This is a genomic window from Wolbachia endosymbiont (group B) of Xanthorhoe designata (assembly GCF_964028585.1).
In the GTDB taxonomy this organism is placed as follows: Bacteria; Pseudomonadota; Alphaproteobacteria; order Rickettsiales; family Anaplasmataceae; genus Wolbachia.
The window spans coordinates 1,110,410-1,128,075 of record NZ_OZ034794.1 but is presented as its reverse complement, the minus strand read 5'-3'; the positions used below and the strand labels follow the sequence as shown (position 1 = coordinate 1,128,075).

Sequence of the window (17,666 nt, the reverse complement as noted above, 5' to 3'; positions counted from 1 at the left end):
TACTGTTTCTTACAGATGAAGATTTTATTTATTTTTTAATGCTGCTGAGATTATTGCTTCTGCAACCTTTTCTTCCTTAACATATGCAACACACTCAAATTTGTGTAGACCTAAACGCACACTTTGAATATTAGCTTGAAGAATCAATGCGTCTCCTGGAGTAACTGGCTTTGTGAATTTTGCATTTTCAATTGATCTCAAGTAAACAACTTTATTTTCCATTACCTTTTTACCGAGAACACATATTGCAGATGCCTGAGCTAAAGATTCAATTATCAAAACTCCTGGCATTATCGGATGGCCAGGAAAATGACCAATAAAAAATTGCTCATTGAAAGTCACGTTTTTAATTGCTTTTATACTCATACCAGGATCGCATTCTATAACCCTATCTACTAAGAGAAAAGGATAAGAATGTGGTAGTATTTTTATAATATCATTGATATTACATTGCATAAGCCTATTCAGTGTTTTGCAAAGCAAATTCGGGTATTTCCTTGTTTACATTTTTTAATACTACATCCGATAAATCTACTTCATCCATAGAGTATAAAACTTGATTCTTTTTTGAAATAAATAGTACCAAATCTATGTTTTTTTTCTGCTGTTTTTTTAGCAACTTCTTTTATCTTGTTAAAGATACTTTCTACTGCTTCTCTATAATTTTCTTCTAAATGTGACATTTTCTTAGCGTAATTATCCCTAACACTTACAGTATGCTTACTGAATTGTTCTGTCTTTTCTTTTTTTGCTTCTTCTGACAAAAGGTCAAATTCTTCTTTCGATGGCTTAAATTTTTCTAACTCATTTTCAAATTCCTTCTGTAATCTAGAATTCTGCTCCTTTATTTGTTGTTGTATATTTTGCAGAGCCAGAGATTCATTGATAACCTTATCACTATCAATAATGGCAGCCTTTGTATTGAGCGTGCTCTGAGGTTGATACCCTACAAACTTATACCCCACAAATAAGGAAATAATTAAGGCAATAACTGATGTAAATAACTGTATATATTTCATTTAAATCCCCGCTTCAATAGAAATTTTAACGTTTGTCGATGGTATTATGTCATAAGCTTCCTTTACTAAAGGAAACCCAAAATCTAATCTCAGCCTACCAAAAGGAGAAGGCATTGAAAAGCCAAAACCTGGTGATACTCTTATAAGCTTACTATCGTAATATTTCCCACTATATCCCTCCTTTTCATCTAAACCAAAAAGTGTTGCATAGTCAACAAATAGTGAGCCTTTGATACCAGCATAGTCGTATAATTTAGATAGTGGAAAATCTACTTGCTGTGTTAAATTAAAATAAGTTTTGCCTCCCAATGAGCTTTTATTTTTGTCTTCTGCTCTTGGTCCAATGCCGGAAAGGTCAAATCCTCTAATCTCATTACCCCCTTTAAAAAAGTGCTGGCCAATGTTTAGATCTTCATCGGTATAAGAAAAAATATGACCTGCTGCTACTTTAAAGCGCAGTGTTATATCATCATCAATTTTGCTTAATATGGGGTGTGTATAAAAAGATAAGAATTCAGATTTTAGGAAATTTACATTTCCTCCCAATCCTGAAATATCCTGATTTAAGCGCAATAAATATCCCTCTTTAGGAGTATAGAGGTTATCCAGTTTATTGTATGATAACGTATATCCCACTGATGAAACCTGATACTCACCTTCTTGATCTCTTATTATCTCAGAGATATCCTCATCTTTTCCACCCTTATTGTCCATGTGTATGTGATTATACTTATAAGAATATTGAAAGGAATTGGTTAGATTTTCTGAGATTTTATATGATACTTTTGCTATTCCTCCCCAGTTGCAGGTATCGAAAGTAGTGTTTGGTTTGTCTTGTTTTTCATAAAAAACACCCATGCCTAGTGAAGTATCAGAGTCATTAAAATTATTTTCAACAGCGTCTATACTAGTAGAAAGAACATATTGACTTTTTTCAAGAGCAAAAGATACCTCTTTACCACTACCAAATAAATTACGATCTGTGAAATCGGTTTTAACAAATACTCCACCAGGAAGAGACATGCCACCTGTTAAAGATAACGAGGCAGTTCTTTTTTCTTTAACATTTAAATCAAGATTCACTGCATTGTCATCCACTGTATAACTATTTATTTTTACTGTTTCAAAGAAATCACTATATATCAATTTTCTACGTGATTTTTGGATCTCAGATGTGTTATATGCGTCACCTTCTGCCATGCTAAGTTTTCTTCTAATTACTTTATCTAAAGTGCGGTCATTGCCATCAATAGTAATTTGGTTTATATAAATCTTTTTACCTGGTAGCACTTTGTAAGTTACATCCACAATATTGTTATGTTGTGTATATTCTGGATTAACTTTTGCAAATATATATCCTTTTTCGCTTAAATGTTTACTTATTTTTTCTGCTGTATTGTTAATTTTAACTCTATTAAATATTTGATTATTTTCCTCTTTGATAAATTCTAATATTTCTTCCCTTAAACTTAAATCCTGAATCTCAGTTTCAATATCAACTTCATTATTTCCAAATAAGTATTGCTGCTTTTCATCAATCAAAAAAGTTAACTCTATTTGGTTGTTATTATCAACCTCAACAATTGGTTGGATATTATTTTGAATATATCCCTTAGATGAATAGAAGCGATCAAGCAGTTCTGTGTTAATCAGTAGATATTGAGGTGAATAATGAGTTCCGCTTTTAAAAATGGCTCTAAATAACTTACTAAATATATCATTGCTATGCCTTTTGATAACTTGCTCTAACTCATTTGCTGAAAAGTTTTTATTACCTATAAATCGTAAACCCTTAATTTTAGACGTTCTTCCTTCTTTTATCTTAAAAATTAGGTTTATCCTATTGCTACCAAGCTTATCTAGCTCATATGCAATTTTAACACCAATTTTACCACTGTTCCTATAAAGAGTAGCTAGATTTATTAAATCGTTTTGTAATTTTGTTTCAGTGAAAATAGTTAGTGATTTTGACTGGATAACGTTATTTAGCAACTCTTTACTGTTAAATAACTTATTGCCTTTCAATATTACTTTGTTAATCAATGGATTCTCATGAATTTTTACTACTAAGTTTTTTTCATCATCGATATAGGCGTTAATACTAGCAAATAACTTTGTTTTATATAAATCTTTTATAACTGAATCTACATCATCATCATTTATATGACTACCTGGTTCTAATTTTGTATAAAACCTTATTGTTTGATCACTTACTCGCTCATTGCCAATATACTTAATATTTTTTATCTGTACTTTTTCCTTATTTTCTAGAGCAACAAGTAGAGTGGGAAAAGAAATAAATATTATTATTAGTATGTGAAATAACTTTTTCATATGTATCTTAAAAAAGATGCCTAATATCATTTGTGATTGCAACTGCCATCAACAAAAACAGTATGGTAGCACCAAAAGTGGCTGCATATTTTTGATATTTCAAACTCAAATCTCTACGTATAACTGCTTCTATAATATAATGAAATAAATGCCCACCATCTAGTAGTGGTATTGGCAGCAAGTTAATTGCAGCTAAATTAGCTGAAATAATTGCCATAAAATATAGAACCATAATAAGTCCCTTTTTAGCTGATTGCCCTGAATATTTTGCAATTTTTATTGGCCCACCTATTTCATTTATACTCCTTTTACCAACAACAATTTGAAAGAGTGCTTTGATTGTTAAACACATAGTGTGGTAGGTTTCATTCACTGATAGGCTAGCAGCTCCAAGAAAAGATGACTGTTTTAACCCTATCATATTAATTGAGGTAATTCCTATAGTTTTTCTTTCTATTATGTTACCAAAGACATCTCTATCCTCAACTGTAAACGGAGTTAGAATAGTTCTGTACTCTTCGTTATTTCTGCTATACTTAATTTCTATTCTTGTTTCAGGGTTGGACATTATCACGCGTGAAATATCTTCAAAGTATTTTATTTTGTACTCATTGATCTGTGTAATAGTGTCACCTGGTAATAGGCCAGCTTGCTTTGCTGCACTTTCTTCAATTACATTACCAATTACTGGTGGAGTACGATAATAACCTGCCACGCTGAAAAATATTGTGAAGGCTATAACGGTAAATATCATGTTTGCAAAAGGCCCTGCAAAAACTATTGCTGCTTTTTGATATCGAGGTTTTGTATGGAATGAGTGTAATTTTTCTTCTTCAGTTAATTTTTGTTGATCAACAGGAACGCTTGCTGCATTAGTATCCCCTAGCATTTTAACGTAGCCACCCAATGGAAAGGCACTTAATTTCCATCTAGTTCCAGACTTGTCGTTAAAACCAAAAATTTCAGGACCAAAGCCTATAGAAAAAGATTCAACTTTAACCTTGCATGCTTTAGCGATAATATAATGCCCACATTCATGCACGAATACTATGATAGAAATTATTAAAGAAAACGATAAAAAATAATATATTCCAGCGCTAAGTTGATGAGAAATTAATTCCACCTATGTTTTAAATCTTAATCAAACGTTGAGTATATTAAAATGCGCCTTGCTTGACAAGTATTTAGTTTAGTCTTTAAATTAAAAAAAAGTTTAATGATAATGATAGATATCTCCTTATTAAGAAGAAAACTGATGTATAGGAGTTGGCATAGGGGTTGTAAAGAAACTGATATACTTTTAGGGCATTTTGCATTGAAATATCTTGATAAATTTTCCTTAAGTGAACTAATTGAATACGAAAAAATAGTTGATCTTGATGATTGTGAATTATATTGTTACATAACTCGTAAGAAACTTCTCCCCCCTGATTTGAGTAGTGAGGTAGTCGATTTGATTGCTTGCTTTAATCACTTATGCACCCAATAATCTTGTTTACCCTATCTAATACTTCAGCATATTCTACTCTTTTTTCCTCCCTATACTTTTTGCATTCTTGATTTATTTCGTCTAATCGCTTTGTTAATTCTAAAATTTTGTCTTCGAGAGTCAATGCTGCAAGTAAGAAATTTAATGCATCTGAGCCCTTACCTCCAGTTCTTTGAGATATGGAGCTAACTAGCTTGTTGAAGCTATTAGCAAGTTGTAATAAATGGTCCTTCTTTTTACTTTCGCAAGATATTTTATATGTGTTATTATGTATAACTATTTCTACTACTTGCATATGATGCTATATTGTACAACTTTCAAATTTACAATATAGATTTTCATTCATTTATCAAGAGGGATAACTTTTTACTGCTACGAAAATAAGTTTTAAAGTATTGATGTTTTGCAACCTTCTGTGACGTCAAATTACTTGCTTCTTTCAAGTTATAGCTTCTAATTGAAAAAGAACCAAATCCCCTGATTTCAACTCTATTATGATATTTCAACGCGTTTGAAAACACTCGAAAAAAACTATCAACTATGGCTGCTATAATGACCTTATTTAACAAAAGGTGTTTTTTTGCCACTTTTGCTATTATATCAGATTTCGTTGCCATTTATATGAAGCACAAGAAGTTATTTGGCAGATAATATTATATTATATTTTTCAACACCTACTACTTCAACTTGTATTTTTTCTGATATAGAAAACTTTTTATTTTCTGGTAAATGCTCTTGATCTACTAAAAGGGTTACATTGTTCTCAATTTCAACGATTAGACCATTTTCCTCTCTCTTACTTACAGTAACCTGAATTTTATCCCCTACTTTAACTTTCTCTATCAGTTCTTCAAGAGGATCATACTCTATTTGTTTTACTCCAAGATAAATTCTTGTCCGATCTACGTTAGCCCTTATCACTTTTGCTTCTATTTCATCACCTACATTATACTTTTTTATCTCATCTGAATTGTTTTTCGACCAACTTAGATTTTGCATATAAATTGTTCCTTCTACGTCCTCAGATATCTCAGAATTATCAAAAGTCACAGATATTTGTGAACCATTGTTGCTTTTAACTTTACCAGAAACAATAGAACCAAGAGGATATTTATCAATAAATACTTGCCAAGGATTCTCTACGCACCTTTTTGTGCTTAAACTCATCTTATTTTTAATAATGTCAATACCGAGAATTTTTACATCCACTTCTTGTCCTATTGTTACAAAACTACTAATTGGTAAATTACTCTTGCTCCAAGTTATTTCTGATGAGTGTACCAAACCCGCAATCCCAGGTTTAATCTCAACAATGAATCCACAATCTTTTATACCCGTTACACATCCTTTGTGTACGCTGTTAATTGGACATTTTGACTCTAGATCTTGCCAAGGATTGTCTCCTAATTGTTTTACACCTAGGGAGATTTTTCCATTTTCTCTATCTATTTTTATAATTTTAGTTTTTATATGCTGACCACAAGAAAAAATTGCAGATGGATGACTTACATTACTCCAAGAGATATCTGTAATATGTAGCAGTCCATCTATAACTCCTACTGTATCTGATTCATGAATGCCAACAAATGCACCGTAGTGAGTGATGCTTTTTATTTTGCCTTCTACTACATCACCTTCATTTAAAGATTCTAAAAACTTAATTTTTTCACCAGCATGCAACTTCTCTAATACCAGCTTCCTTGATACTACAATATTCCCCTGCTTCTTATCCATTTTAAGAACGATGAATTTTTGTTCAGTTTCAATAAGGTGATTAGCATCTTTTATTTGCTTCAAATCCACATGACTCAGCGGTAAAAACGCACTTATTCCATCACCAAGATCAACAATAAAACCGCATTTAATTGAGCGTTTAATGATTCCTGTTACTTCATCTTTTGTAACTGCGCTTTCTTCCAATTTATTCCATTTTTCGTCTCTGATTGCTTTCTCACGACTAAGAACAACATTACCATGGTAATCTTCAATTCTTTCAACATAAACTCTAATTTTCGAGCCAACAGTGATATCATCATTACAACTGAGCTCCTTAATCAGAATCCTTCCGTCTGACTTTAAACCAACATCAACCACAATATCATTAGAATTTCTTCTTGTGATTATACCTTCTACCACATCTCCTTCTTTGATTTTGTTAGCAAAAGAATCTTCACAAAAATCATTATCTTGATTATCAAATTGATCTTGAAATATCTCTTCTATGAACCTATTTGATAATAGTCTCCTGATAGCAACTGTATTTTTCATACCTTTTAACTTTAACTTCATTAGAACTCATATATTATATAATATTAATAATTAGTGACAAGTAAATTCTCATTAATTCATTTTGAGAATTGTTTAAGCTATAAAAGATTAAGTTATGTAAGATATGCTATCTAGGAATAATAAATGGATTAGATCATTTTCCAGAAGATCTAGGTTGAAGTTGAATGTTTTGGAGAAGTATTCTATTAAAAACAGCAAGGAATCTATAAAAAAGATCGTAGACTTACAAAAAAGAATACGGGTAGAAATAGGTTTCGGTAATGGTGAAAATATGCTCCATCAGGCATTCAATGAATCTGATCTATTATTTATAGGATGTGAGCCTTATTTAAAGGGGGTTTCTTCCTTGCTAAAAAGCATAGAAGCACGCAGCATAAAAAATATTTTAATATGGACAGAAGATGCAAGAGAATTAATTGCCAATTTTCCTGACAACAGTGTTGAAAAATTCTTTATTCTCTTTCCAGATCCATGGCCAAAAAGAAGTCACAACAAAAGACGGTTAATTAATACGGAATTTTTAAATTTATTAGCAAAAAAAATACTTGTCACAGGGGAAATATTTATTGCAACTGATCATCAAGATTATGCAGAGTGGATAGAGTTACATATAAAGCAGTGTAACTCTTTAATCTATAAGGAAGATAGTTTTGCGAATTATACTCCTACAAAATACCACAGAAAAGCGCTAGAATATCAGAGTAAAATAAAGTTTTTTAAAGTAAGTGTTATGTCTAAACTGACTTAGATTTGCCTCTACTTGTTAGTACAGATATGTACATGATACTCTACAGTGCAAGCAGCCCATCATGTATTGGAAATAACAGTTCACTAAATTCTTTAATCTCACAAATAGAAAGATCAATAAACTTGATAAACATCAACATTATCAGCCAGCATTGCTTTTGTAGCTTCAATTTACCTTTTTTATGACCGATTTGGATAATTTTATAACCTATAGCATTTTGTCTAGCAACCAATCTGGTGCTTCTCTACCTTTTTCCCACTTAGCAAATCTCATCTTTTCTTTTAGGTAATATTCTCTATATGCTTCTATTGGGTTACTACATTTATATCGATCAGGTAACGCTTGTGTAAAAGCTTGTATATCAGCTGATCGAAATATTAGCAAATCCTTGTTATTATCGCACCAATCTATAACTTCTTCGGATTTATGCGTTCTTTTGTATCGCAAGCTATATTCTATACACAATTCTTTTCCATGTTTTATTAACCAATCAAAGTTTCCTTTTGATTGTCTAGCCCATAAAGAACAAGGATGGTTTTTGTGAGTAAGTTTATATGGAACTTCTATATTCTGGCTTGTAATGCTGACTAAAGGATTTGGCTCTTTTAATGCTATTGAAAAAACACTGCTAAGCAATTGAGCAGTTTCTAGCGGCATTTTTACTATGTGCTTATCGCATAACATTTGTGCTGCAGTTACAGGATTTTCGTCTAATATAAAGATATTCATCTAAGCACCCAGAGATAGAATTTTTGCGTAGTATTTATTTCAATAAACCCTAAAATATCATTCAGAAAATGGATAAGTTAAATAAGCTCAGTTAAAAAAAATATACACAATTCCGAGGAACCCTTTCAAGCTACAATGAACGTATAGCTACCACTCTAGCAATATTGTTTCTCACCCACTGAAGATATTGCACGGTACTGTCTACTTGATCGTCGTGACGGATTTCTGGAAACATTAAAATCTCATACTCAAAGTCGCTAAGCCATACTGCTTGGTTAGGGAGAAAAACCCGCTCAGATTCTATAATTGGGACAATTCGGTGAAATCGAGTTAATTTGTCATCATGTGGTACTATTTGAATAATAGGTAAATCACTGTTTTTCCTGAGCTCCTGAACCAATTGCTGACCGCTTGCTTTTGCTTCGATTAAAATTGCGTGTGGCTTCCACCTTGCAGCCAGCGATAGAACTTTCTCTTTAAGTTTTGGATATTCAAGTTTTGCGCGATATACATCGAGTAAATAGAATGTATTATCTACTTTTGTCCAGGTAGTGCAGACACTAAAGTCACTTGTATTGTTTGTTGAAATTGCAGTATCCCAACTTTGTGTTACACGCAAGAGGCTATCAGGAAAATTTTTATAGCGCTTCAACCACTCTCGTTTAATTATACCACTTGAAAGTGGTAGAGGGTTTTGTTGGTATTGAGCAGCAAAACCATAACTCCCAAGCTCAGCCTTTATCATCTCAATTTCTTCTTTTCCTTCATTGAGGGAATATAGCAATTGACCTTCTTCTCTTGAGTATATTTCCTGTTCATGCTCTGGAATATGATTATTAACTGAATAAATAATCTCCTTATCTTCAGCTATTATTGGTAAACAGACATGATGCCATATGTTTCTTGGTTTACAGAGGAGGTGACCAGTTAAATCTTCTAAATGGAGTCTGTGCATCACAAGAACGATAACTCCTTTTTTTCTGTCGTTGAGCCTGGTTACTAAAGCCTGATCAAACCAGTTTGCAGCACGCTTTCTAAATGTTTCGCTCAAAGCTTGTGCGGGACTTAGTGGATCATCCACGATAATGAAATCTCCACCTTCACCGGTTAATGTTCCTCCAACTGAGGTTGCAATTCGACATCCTCTCTGCACTGTTTGAAATTTATATTTAGTGTTTTGATCTTTGCATAATTCTACTTTCGGAAATAGCTCTCTATACCAATCAGATTGCATTATGCACCTTGTATCGAGTGAGTACTTCTCGCTAAGCAACCGAGAGTAACTTGCAACTATTATTCTTGCAGTTGGCTGATTTCCAAGTATCCATGCGGGCCATGCAACACTTACACAAATGGACTTCATTGAACGTGGCGGCATATTGAATATTATTCTTTTCACTTCACCTGAACTTGCTGCTTCAAGCCTATCTGCTATGACTTTTATATATTGATAATCATTATACTCACACCCCGGCACTACCGTTTGAAAGCATAATTCAATGAATTTGAGAAGGTTTATATTGTTCATAAATTAAGGTTTGTTGATTTTTTTAAGATTTTGTTGTGTAATTAAATCAGCATAGTGAGGGTTAAAATATGAAAGAAATAAGAGAGCAAACTGAGAGAGAATTTATAAAAACTCAAAACGGGATGAAAATCCATACAATTACGCTTCCTAGTAAAAGTATAAACAATCAAAGTGAAAAACATCTGATATACTTTATTGGCGGAAATAAATCATTCAGTCCTAGCAAAGACTATTCCCAAAACTGGGATTGGGCTACAGATCAAGGGATTACTGTACATCTTTTTAATTATTCTGGATTTGGCTTAAGTAAAAATAACTCATTGATACGTAGTAATAGAGTTGAATCAGGTATAACAGTTGTAACTAATTTATTGGAAAAAGGCATAAAACCAGATGATATCATATTGTTCGGAAACTGCTTAGGTGGACATGTAGCAGCAGAAGTTTATAAAAATTTTAAAGATAAGGATATACATCTAAGATGTATCGTTAATAAGGCTGCTAGTTCACTCAAACAAGCTTCTCTTTATTATTTTGGATTCATAGCGAAATTAAAAATTTTTCTTGCTCCGATAATAAAATTAGTACTAAAGGTTTTTGGGTCCCATTGGAAAACATATAAAATTGTTAATGCAATTACTCCTTACACGATGTACTTCAATCAAGAAGGAGATAGGACGATTAAACAGCCAGCGCAACTTGCAACAAAAATAGAAAAAATAGAGCAAAGCGGTAGAAGGAAAGATTACCAAAAGAAAGAAGTGTTTGAAGGTTTTGAAGAATATGAAGAATTTTTCAAGCAGCATACAATATTAAGAAAAAATGATGAGTGTATTGATTCGAAAAAAGCTGATAAAGATATACATAAATTGCCAATTACGTGTTTAAAGTCTTCCAACAAAACTGATTACACTTTTCCTGAGCTGATTAGTTTTTATATTCAAGTAACAGATGAGTATTTTTCTAAGCATGGCTCATTAAATAATGAAGAGAAGGTTAAAGCATTTAAAGAAAGTAAATTTTATAAAGATTTTTCAAGCTGTAAAAATTCAAAGGGCTTTTTTCATAATCACATGAAGAAGCAAGAGATGTCATTTCAGCATGTGATAATAGAATCTAGGGAAAACAATACCTTTTTTAACAAGTAAAAGAAGGCTAGTTGCTCTTAACTTGACGCGTATACTTTCTTCAATATTTTAGCCATCTGTATCTGTTCAGATGCATGCAAATATTGAAACCAGTGTTTCTTTTCTTATCATCCGAGTACTGGGATCCAGAAGAATTAATTGTGAACAAATAGCTATACGATATTTTCAATAAAATTACAAAAAAGCTGGATTCCAGACTGGAATGACACCGTCATAAACTGTTAGGTCTTCATAATGTCATCCCAGTGTCCTCTTTCTCTTGTCATCCCAGTACTTGATACTGGGATCCAACTAAATTGGTGAACACTTTACAGCATTTTTGATGGAAAGAACTAGATGCTAGTGTCAAGCACTGACCATTTTTTCCTTAAGTTTTTGCAGCTTGTGTTCTATTACAAAACCACCGTGGTACTAACGAGTGGCAAAATGATAGCAAATCCAAGTTTTAAATTTTATTTTCAATAACGAAATTTGGCACATCTTGCTACACTTCCAGTTTTTATTGTACAAAAGAGGCTTCTGTCTGTGTCTGACATGAAGGTAATGTTATTCTCCCTCTTCCTTGTCCTGGATTTAGCTTGTGAAACGCGTGGTTAAAATCTTCATTACTCACTACCTTGGACTTTCTTTCAAGTGCAGCGTATATTTTTGCTTCATTGACTAATTGTTCTAACTCAGCTCCAGAATAGCCTTTTGTTTTTTCTACAATATCTTGAATATTTAGCCTTCCATCAGTTTTTGTATTTTTGGTATAAAGCTCCAATATCTTTTGTCTCGTTTCCACATTTGGATTAGGTATATGAACCCTTTGACCTAAGCGTCCAGGCCTAATAAGTGCTGGATCTATCTCATTGACCAGGTTAGTTGCACCAATTACTATTATATCTTTTCTGCTCTTAAATCCATCTATTTCAGTTAGTAACTGTGTTAAGCTCTCTCGACAGTGGTAAGCTGAGTTATTAGCGGTACTTCTTTTTTGGGCAACTGCATCTATTTCATCTATGAATACTATACAAGGAGAATATTTTCTCGCTACTTTAAAAAGCTCGCGTACAGCATGTGCACCATGACCAATATATACTCCAATAAGTTCTGGACCTGAGATACTTATAAAATTCATATTTGATTCACCTGCAATTGCGCGGGCAATAAGTGTTTTACCATTTCCAGGAGGGCCGTGCAGTATATAACCTTTTAGTGAGTTAATGCTTTCACTTCCAAACATCTCACGCATTTCTTCTGTCATTTGGTTACAGCAAATAATCTGCAATCGTTGTTTTAAGGAATCGTCAATTATAACATTAGCAAATGTTGTTTTATTATCTGAATTAGCTAATTCTATTTCTATAGGCAGCTCTACTTCCTTCATTTTACTAAATACTTGATCATATATAAACCAAGCGATAAAAAAGAAAACAATGAGTAACACAAAAGGCATAGCTGCGCTAATATAATATGCAGCCAGCTCATATCCTTTGCTGAGAAACATTGTATGCATATAGGCAAACAAAAGAGCAATAGAGACCATAATTGCTATGCATAGTAAACAGATAGCAATTCTTTTGAGTAATTCTGAGATTTCAATTTTTTTCATCTTACTGTCTTATATCGATTTTAAACTGAGAACAATTTTATTTAGATTAAATACTAAAAAAATATACCCCTACACTTCTTTGAATTCTACTAAATTCACTTTTAAAAAGCAATTATACATATACTTTGTGCGTGGTTAAGATAGCTCTGGAATAGTGTAAAGAACTATGTCATCATTGAAGAGAAATTCATCTGTTGTTTTGTACTCTTTATTAATTTTATAAGAATCATAAACATCGTAATCTGCTTTTGTATGGTAATCACAATATTGAAACTCACCCTCTTTATTGAAAAAGCCAAATTGATCAATGAATGTAGCCATTTTCTCACGTTTTGCTAATTCAAATACATTGACTGGGCAGTGACCTGGAGAATTCGGATTAGTAGTTCCTTCCGCAATAAAAAACGATGGTTTACCGTTAAGTAACTTGCAGAAATTTGGCTTATATTCCTTTTTCATACAGTTTAAACTTATATATTGATATTTATCTGGAATATTTGAGTATTGAGGATCATATTTTTTATGTTCAAAAAATTCATTACCTAAGAAATTACAAAACGTTAATTTATAATCATCATTATTACTGGACTTTACTACTTTAAGATAATGAAAGTCTCTAGGAATTTTTATCTCTTCTTCTGTAACGTGATTATGTATGACCAATTGGTCATCGAGCATGCAGTAACCTATTTTTGGTAAAGTAGCTACAAGCTTACCATTCAACATGATATTTGCTTGATAGATATCATCCGATAATTCTTTTCCCTTCTGCAAAGTAAAATCCTGCCCTGCCTTAGCTGGTGCACTGCACTGCTCAGTCTTAGTTAAGTTTTTTATTATTGTTGATACCTCACTAATTTCTAATATATCATGTTCATTTTTTGTGTATTGATACTTATAGCAACTACCATCTTTACATACTGGAAGACATTTTCCTTCTTCATCTGATATATAGATATAATCACCTTCTATTGTAAAATAAAGTCCACCTTTTTCTTCTTTAATCTTTTCTAGTACTGGGTCACTTTCATCGTAAAAATTGATAAAATTGAGCATTCCAATTAAATTATTTCCTTCATCATCACTCATTATGAGTTCAATACTAAAATTATTACTGTCTTTTATGTACTTACGTGCAATTAACGCTTCTTCTCCTAATTTAAGCTGTTTTATAATATTCTCTTGATTCTCGCCTATGATAGCTTTTTGTTCTATAATAAAGTCCGTGCCATTTAATTTCAGAGGTGAGTTATTTGTAAATAAAACTATCTCATTACCCTACTTCTTTAACTTTAAATCATTAATATTCCCTACTTCAACTGCACCAATGTGTGAAGAAACAGTATTAACATTACCATTTTCCTTTACTATATAATACGCAGTGGGAAGTTTAATCAATTTTTTATAAAGCGGACTTTTATCGTCTATTTTAAATATATGTTTTTCCATGATATTGCCTTAAATAACCAACAACTTGCTGATTAATGGCACTGAAGCTACTAGGAGGAGCAACATAACTCATAAAACTCCTTGGCTGCTCATTATCTGCAATTATTTTTTCAGTATTAACGAAAGCTCTTTGTTGTTCATTTAATCTTTTTTCCATATGATCTTTAAAAGTAAACAAACATTTACTAGTTTGTTTGTAATTAGGGAGTGATTTTTTCGCAGTTACACACAAGAACTTCAACAACTCGTTATGATTTTCATCATTAAGTAATGACTTATTGATAATGGTTGACTGCAGTTCTACTGGATCAAAATTTAGACTTTTCTTTGAAATGCCACATTTCACAGCTGTTGCTCCTAATACTTCTTCAAATTTTGTTACAATATCTGCTGCATTTATTATTTTTGCTACTTCCTGTATTTCATTTTTTACTTTATATTCATCCCCTCCTACCGCAGGATAAAAGAAATTTATTATTTGAGGTATAAATGAAGTTGGTCTGCTTGCTCCGCTTGTCACTGATGACTTTTTAATTTCCCTCCTTTTTCTACGTGCACCACAAATTTGATCTGCTGGATTTGTTCTACAAAATATATCTTTTGTTTGACTATAGAGCGCCTCTGTGTCTCTTTGCGATCGCAAAGCTTGAGTGTTAAAATTTTTAGCATTTTTTGTTAAATTAGCTGTTTTATTGTGCAGTTCTTCGACTTTGTTTGCAAAACCTTCTGAAGCATTTTTAGCTGCCTCTGCTGCTTCTTTAGCACCCCTAATTTCAGTCCTTGTCTGATTAATCTCACGCAAAAATTGATTGGCAACGTCAGCACCTATTCCATCTTCTCCCTTGGAACCTGGCAATCCATTCGCACCTGGAGCTCCGGTATCTCCTTTTGGACCTTGTGGACCTGGCATACCCTTAAGACCAGATCTACCAACCTGACCTTTGGGCCCTTGAAGACCTATATCACCTTTGTCACCTTTAGAACCTATCTCTCCTTTCTCACCCCTATCACCTTTTATTCCTATAGCTCCGTCTAATCCTTTAGGACCTATATCTCCCTTTGTTCCATCAATACCTGGCTCACCTTTTATACCTTGAGGACCAATATCTCCTTTTAATCCGTTTATACCCGGCTCACCCTTGTTACCTGTAAGACCTTGTGTACCATTGAAGCCTCTTAGACCTGGCTCACCTTTGTCACCTTTTGGACCTTGTGCACCTGACAATCCATCTGTTCCAGTATCTCCTTTAGACCCAGTATCTCCTTTTGGACCTTTTATCTTTCCTGGATTTTGTCTCAATTCTTCTGCTATTCCTTCACGTAAGACAGGATCATTTACTAGCACTTTTTTATCTTGATCATTTTTTGCTTCTAGTACTGCTTTTCCTATTTCACCTACTTTTTGAGTGTCAAAGAACTGATGAACAATATTTTCAACTATTGTTTTTGCTGCATTCACATCGCCTTTTAATTTGGCATACTCAAGCAAATACTCAATTAATTTTTCCTTGTCTATTTCTTGCTTCACGATTTCTAGGGCCTTTGGCTGCTTATTTAAATCACTATGAAGCAGAAGATACTTAGCAAGTGCCCAGTCGCTCACCTTATCTTTTATAAGATTGTTAGCTTCTATCTCGCTCATACTGCTTCTATCAACAAGTAGTTTAGCAAGCTTTTCTGCAAATTTTTCATATTTTTGGAAGGCTATAGGATCGGGATTATTTTTCTTTGTGGCATCGCTTGTTATCTTACTCACAGTATCTTTTATAATGTTTTTTGCTTCCTCTAAAGAAAGTTTACTTACTACTCCTTCAGTAAGTTTTGCTACATCAATTTTATTCACAAGTTCCTGCGAATTAAGATTAATTTTACCGGCAATCTGAGTTGCGAGATTTTCACCTTTGATACCATTTGCGTTAAGAACTGCTGCTCCTAACTCAGCTTTTTTACTGGTAACTAATTCAGTTGCAATTTCTATAGCACTTGAGGCATCTCCCTTCTCACCTTTTGAGCCTTGAGAACCAGGTTGACCTTGAGAACCAGATTCTCCCTTGTTGCCTCTTTGACCCAAATGGCCTGGTTTACCTTTTATACCTATCTCTCCTTTCTCACCCATATCACCTTTTATTCCCATAGTTCCATCTACTCCTTTAGGACCAATATCACCTTTTTGTCCTTGTATGCCTGGAGAACCTTGATCACCTTTATTACCTCGTAAACCTGGAGGACCTTGTATACCTTGAGGACCTGGTAATCCAATATCTCCTTTTGATCCAGGTGCACCTGGCTCTCCTTTGTCACCTTTAGAGCCAGTATCTCCTTTAGAACCTTCTGGACCAAGAAAACCTCGGTCACCCTTATTACCTTTGGAACCTTGCTCGCCCTTTAACCCCGGTTCACCGTTACGGCCTGATTCACCCTTTTGGCCTGGAGGACCTTGTACGCCCTTAACTAACGCTTTTAAAGAATCTTCTCGCTTTACACGCTCACCAAAAAAATGTGCTATTCTTTCTGAAAATCCCATGGAATTAAGCTGATCTTTTTCCATTATAGCTACTGCTAAAGGATTTAGATGGGTTCTGTTAGAAGAAAATTCGGTAACAACTTGATTAATACTTGGAGTTATTCCATTAGTGCCTTGATTCCCTTTTTCTCCTTTAGGTCCTTGATCGCCTTTTGATCCATGCGCACCTGACGATCCAGTATCCCCCTTGTCACCTTGAGGACCAGTCAATCCATAGTAGCCCATATCACCTTTTACTCCCCTTACACCTGGCTCACCTTTAGGACCTTGTACACCAGTATGTTCTAATCTTTCAATTCTGCGTTTTAAAAGTTCAATTTCTGTTTCTAAATTTGTATGTTCTTGAATATTCACATCAACCTCCAAAAAGTTATCAAAATTTTCTAAGTTGTAATAATAAGGATATGGACCTGGTCTATTGTCGCGCTCATACCCAAAAGAATTAGGGTTAAAATCATGAAAATTTTTGCATGTGCTATTTTCATACGATATGCAACCAACATAATTATTGCCTAACTTTTTTACTGCGAAATAGTTATCTTGCGTTTCCAAGCTCTCAATTTCATAAAAAGGAAATAACTCGAATGTATTGCGTGCAAGACTGAACTGTGGAAAGATATGATTCAATATGCCAACTTTTCTACCAGTTGAATCATATACATTAGCACTCTTATAGTATCTGTATATATATTGCGATTCCTTAAAAAAATAGTCTCCTATTTCTATTTTCAATCTTTTATTAGGTGAATTTTGAAGATCCTGAACAGTAAGGGTGATATTTTTGCTACTAATTATGTCTTTTGGATCTATTAAAA

General features: G+C 33.3%; 16 protein-coding genes and 1 pseudogene. 3 read left to right on the top strand and 14 right to left on the bottom strand.

What is annotated here, in order from left to right; all coding sequences use genetic code 11:
- Positions 1 to 24 precede the first annotated feature (24 nt).
- The 4 genes and pseudogenes from fabZ to rseP form a co-directional block, all read right to left on the bottom strand.
- Positions 25 to 456, bottom strand: coding sequence for a 3-hydroxyacyl-ACP dehydratase FabZ (gene fabZ / locus ABWU64_RS05500; protein ID WP_214241899.1), 432 nt, complete (start codon positions 454 to 456; stop codon positions 25 to 27).
- 4 nt (positions 457 to 460) lie between these two features.
- Positions 461 to 1,019, bottom strand: a pseudogene (locus tag ABWU64_RS05495) (OmpH family outer membrane protein).
- The gene (gene bamA / locus ABWU64_RS05490) at positions 1,020 to 3,353 is read right to left on the bottom strand and encodes an outer membrane protein assembly factor BamA (protein WP_353274532.1); all 2,334 of its coding nucleotides are present in this window, start codon (positions 3,351 to 3,353) and stop codon (positions 1,020 to 1,022) included.
- Between the two features lie 7 nt (positions 3,354 to 3,360).
- Entirely contained in the window at positions 3,361 to 4,476 is a 1,116-nt protein-coding gene (gene rseP / locus ABWU64_RS05485; protein ID WP_341815693.1) for an RIP metalloprotease RseP, read from the bottom strand.
- 99 nt (positions 4,477 to 4,575) lie between these two features.
- Here rseP and ABWU64_RS05480 point away from each other — a divergent pair, with 99 nt between their 5' ends.
- Positions 4,576 to 4,842 carry a succinate dehydrogenase assembly factor 2 gene (locus tag ABWU64_RS05480; protein WP_010404229.1) on the top strand — a complete coding sequence of 89 codons (267 nt, stop codon included), beginning with the start codon at positions 4,576 to 4,578 and terminating at the stop codon, positions 4,840 to 4,842.
- Here the strand turns inward: ABWU64_RS05480 and ABWU64_RS05475 are convergent.
- The 3 genes from ABWU64_RS05475 to ABWU64_RS05465 are packed head-to-tail and all read right to left on the bottom strand — an operon-like array spanning position 4,820 to position 7,131.
- The gene (locus tag ABWU64_RS05475) at positions 4,820 to 5,137 is read right to left on the bottom strand and encodes a cell division protein ZapA (protein ID WP_010404232.1); all 318 of its coding nucleotides are present in this window, start codon (positions 5,135 to 5,137) and stop codon (positions 4,820 to 4,822) included. The genes ABWU64_RS05480 and ABWU64_RS05475 overlap by 23 nt on opposite strands.
- A gap of 43 nt (positions 5,138 to 5,180) precedes the next feature.
- Positions 5,181 to 5,459, bottom strand: coding sequence for an HU family DNA-binding protein (locus ABWU64_RS05470; RefSeq protein WP_353279485.1), 279 nt, complete (start codon positions 5,457 to 5,459; stop codon positions 5,181 to 5,183).
- Positions 5,460 to 5,478: 19 nt separating this feature from the next.
- On the bottom strand, positions 5,479 to 7,131 hold the full coding sequence (locus tag ABWU64_RS05465) for a 30S ribosomal protein S1 (protein WP_353279484.1): 1,653 nt from the start codon (positions 7,129 to 7,131) through the stop codon (positions 5,479 to 5,481).
- Between the two features lie 103 nt (positions 7,132 to 7,234).
- Here ABWU64_RS05465 and trmB point away from each other — a divergent pair, with 103 nt between their 5' ends.
- On the top strand, positions 7,235 to 7,879 hold the full coding sequence (gene trmB, locus ABWU64_RS05460) for a tRNA (guanosine(46)-N7)-methyltransferase TrmB (protein ID WP_353279483.1): 645 nt from the start codon (positions 7,235 to 7,237) through the stop codon (positions 7,877 to 7,879).
- Positions 7,880 to 7,919: 40 nt separating this feature from the next.
- On the opposite strand, the gene ABWU64_RS05455 is transcribed toward trmB, so the two are convergent.
- From ABWU64_RS05455 to terL, 3 genes are all read right to left on the bottom strand, one after another.
- Positions 7,920 to 8,111: a hypothetical protein gene (locus ABWU64_RS05455; RefSeq protein WP_167470134.1), complete on the bottom strand. Its 192-nt coding sequence runs from the start codon at positions 8,109 to 8,111 to the stop codon at positions 7,920 to 7,922.
- Positions 8,087 to 8,608: a pyrimidine dimer DNA glycosylase/endonuclease V gene (locus ABWU64_RS05450; RefSeq protein WP_341815695.1), complete on the bottom strand. Its 522-nt coding sequence runs from the start codon at positions 8,606 to 8,608 to the stop codon at positions 8,087 to 8,089. The genes ABWU64_RS05455 and ABWU64_RS05450 overlap by 25 nt, the downstream gene beginning before the upstream one ends.
- Before the next feature lie 130 nt (positions 8,609 to 8,738).
- Positions 8,739 to 10,136: a phage terminase large subunit gene (terL, locus tag ABWU64_RS05445; RefSeq protein WP_353279482.1), complete on the bottom strand. Its 1,398-nt coding sequence runs from the start codon at positions 10,134 to 10,136 to the stop codon at positions 8,739 to 8,741.
- A 68-nt stretch (positions 10,137 to 10,204) separates the two neighbouring features.
- Between terL and ABWU64_RS05440 the strand changes: the two genes are divergently transcribed.
- Entirely contained in the window at positions 10,205 to 11,284 is a 1,080-nt protein-coding gene (locus ABWU64_RS05440; RefSeq protein WP_341815697.1) for an alpha/beta hydrolase, read from the top strand.
- 499 nt (positions 11,285 to 11,783) lie between these two features.
- On the opposite strand, the gene ABWU64_RS05435 is transcribed toward ABWU64_RS05440, so the two are convergent.
- From ABWU64_RS05435 to ABWU64_RS05420, 4 genes are all read right to left on the bottom strand, one after another.
- Complete coding sequence (locus tag ABWU64_RS05435; RefSeq protein ID WP_353279481.1) at positions 11,784 to 12,782, bottom strand: AAA family ATPase; 999 nt, start codon at positions 12,780 to 12,782, stop codon at positions 11,784 to 11,786.
- Between the two features lie 231 nt (positions 12,783 to 13,013).
- Positions 13,014 to 13,967, bottom strand: coding sequence for a hypothetical protein (locus ABWU64_RS05430; protein WP_353279480.1), 954 nt, complete (start codon positions 13,965 to 13,967; stop codon positions 13,014 to 13,016).
- Positions 13,968 to 14,156: 189 nt separating this feature from the next.
- The gene (locus tag ABWU64_RS05425) at positions 14,157 to 14,327 is read right to left on the bottom strand and encodes a hypothetical protein (protein WP_353279479.1); all 171 of its coding nucleotides are present in this window, start codon (positions 14,325 to 14,327) and stop codon (positions 14,157 to 14,159) included.
- Complete coding sequence (locus ABWU64_RS05420; RefSeq protein WP_353279478.1) at positions 14,308 to 17,583, bottom strand: collagen-like protein; 3,276 nt, start codon at positions 17,581 to 17,583, stop codon at positions 14,308 to 14,310. Before ABWU64_RS05420 ends, ABWU64_RS05425 begins: the two co-directional genes overlap by 20 nt.
- Positions 17,584 to 17,666: the final 83 nt, after the last annotated feature.

What these genes read in the sequence shown, in the direction of transcription:
- ABWU64_RS05435 (WP_353279481.1), bottom strand. Translation starts at nt 12,782, where the DNA reads ATGCATACAATGTTTCTCAGCAAAGGATATGAGCTGGCTGCATATTAT.
- ABWU64_RS05475 (WP_010404232.1), bottom strand. Translation starts at nt 5,137, where the DNA reads ATGCAAGTAGTAGAAATAGTTATACATAATAACACATATAAAATATCT.
- ABWU64_RS05440 (WP_341815697.1), top strand. Translation starts at nt 10,205, where the DNA reads ATGAAAGAAATAAGAGAGCAAACTGAGAGAGAATTTATAAAAACTCAA.
- ABWU64_RS05450 (WP_341815695.1), bottom strand. Translation starts at nt 8,608, where the DNA reads ATGAATATCTTTATATTAGACGAAAATCCTGTAACTGCAGCACAAATG.
- bamA (WP_353274532.1), bottom strand. Translation starts at nt 3,353, where the DNA reads ATGAAAAAGTTATTTCACATACTAATAATAATATTTATTTCTTTTCCC.
- ABWU64_RS05470 (WP_353279485.1), bottom strand. Translation starts at nt 5,459, where the DNA reads ATGGCAACGAAATCTGATATAATAGCAAAAGTGGCAAAAAAACACCTT.
- trmB (WP_353279483.1), top strand. Translation starts at nt 7,235, where the DNA reads ATGCTATCTAGGAATAATAAATGGATTAGATCATTTTCCAGAAGATCT.
- ABWU64_RS05430 (WP_353279480.1), bottom strand. Translation starts at nt 13,967, where the DNA reads ATGAGTGATGATGAAGGAAATAATTTAATTGGAATGCTCAATTTTATC.
- fabZ (WP_214241899.1), bottom strand. Translation starts at nt 456, where the DNA reads ATGCAATGTAATATCAATGATATTATAAAAATACTACCACATTCTTAT.
- ABWU64_RS05425 (WP_353279479.1), bottom strand. Translation starts at nt 14,327, where the DNA reads ATGGAAAAACATATATTTAAAATAGACGATAAAAGTCCGCTTTATAAA.
- terL (WP_353279482.1), bottom strand. Translation starts at nt 10,136, where the DNA reads ATGAACAATATAAACCTTCTCAAATTCATTGAATTATGCTTTCAAACG.
- ABWU64_RS05465 (WP_353279484.1), bottom strand. Translation starts at nt 7,131, where the DNA reads ATGAAGTTAAAGTTAAAAGGTATGAAAAATACAGTTGCTATCAGGAGA.
- ABWU64_RS05480 (WP_010404229.1), top strand. Translation starts at nt 4,576, where the DNA reads ATGATAGATATCTCCTTATTAAGAAGAAAACTGATGTATAGGAGTTGG.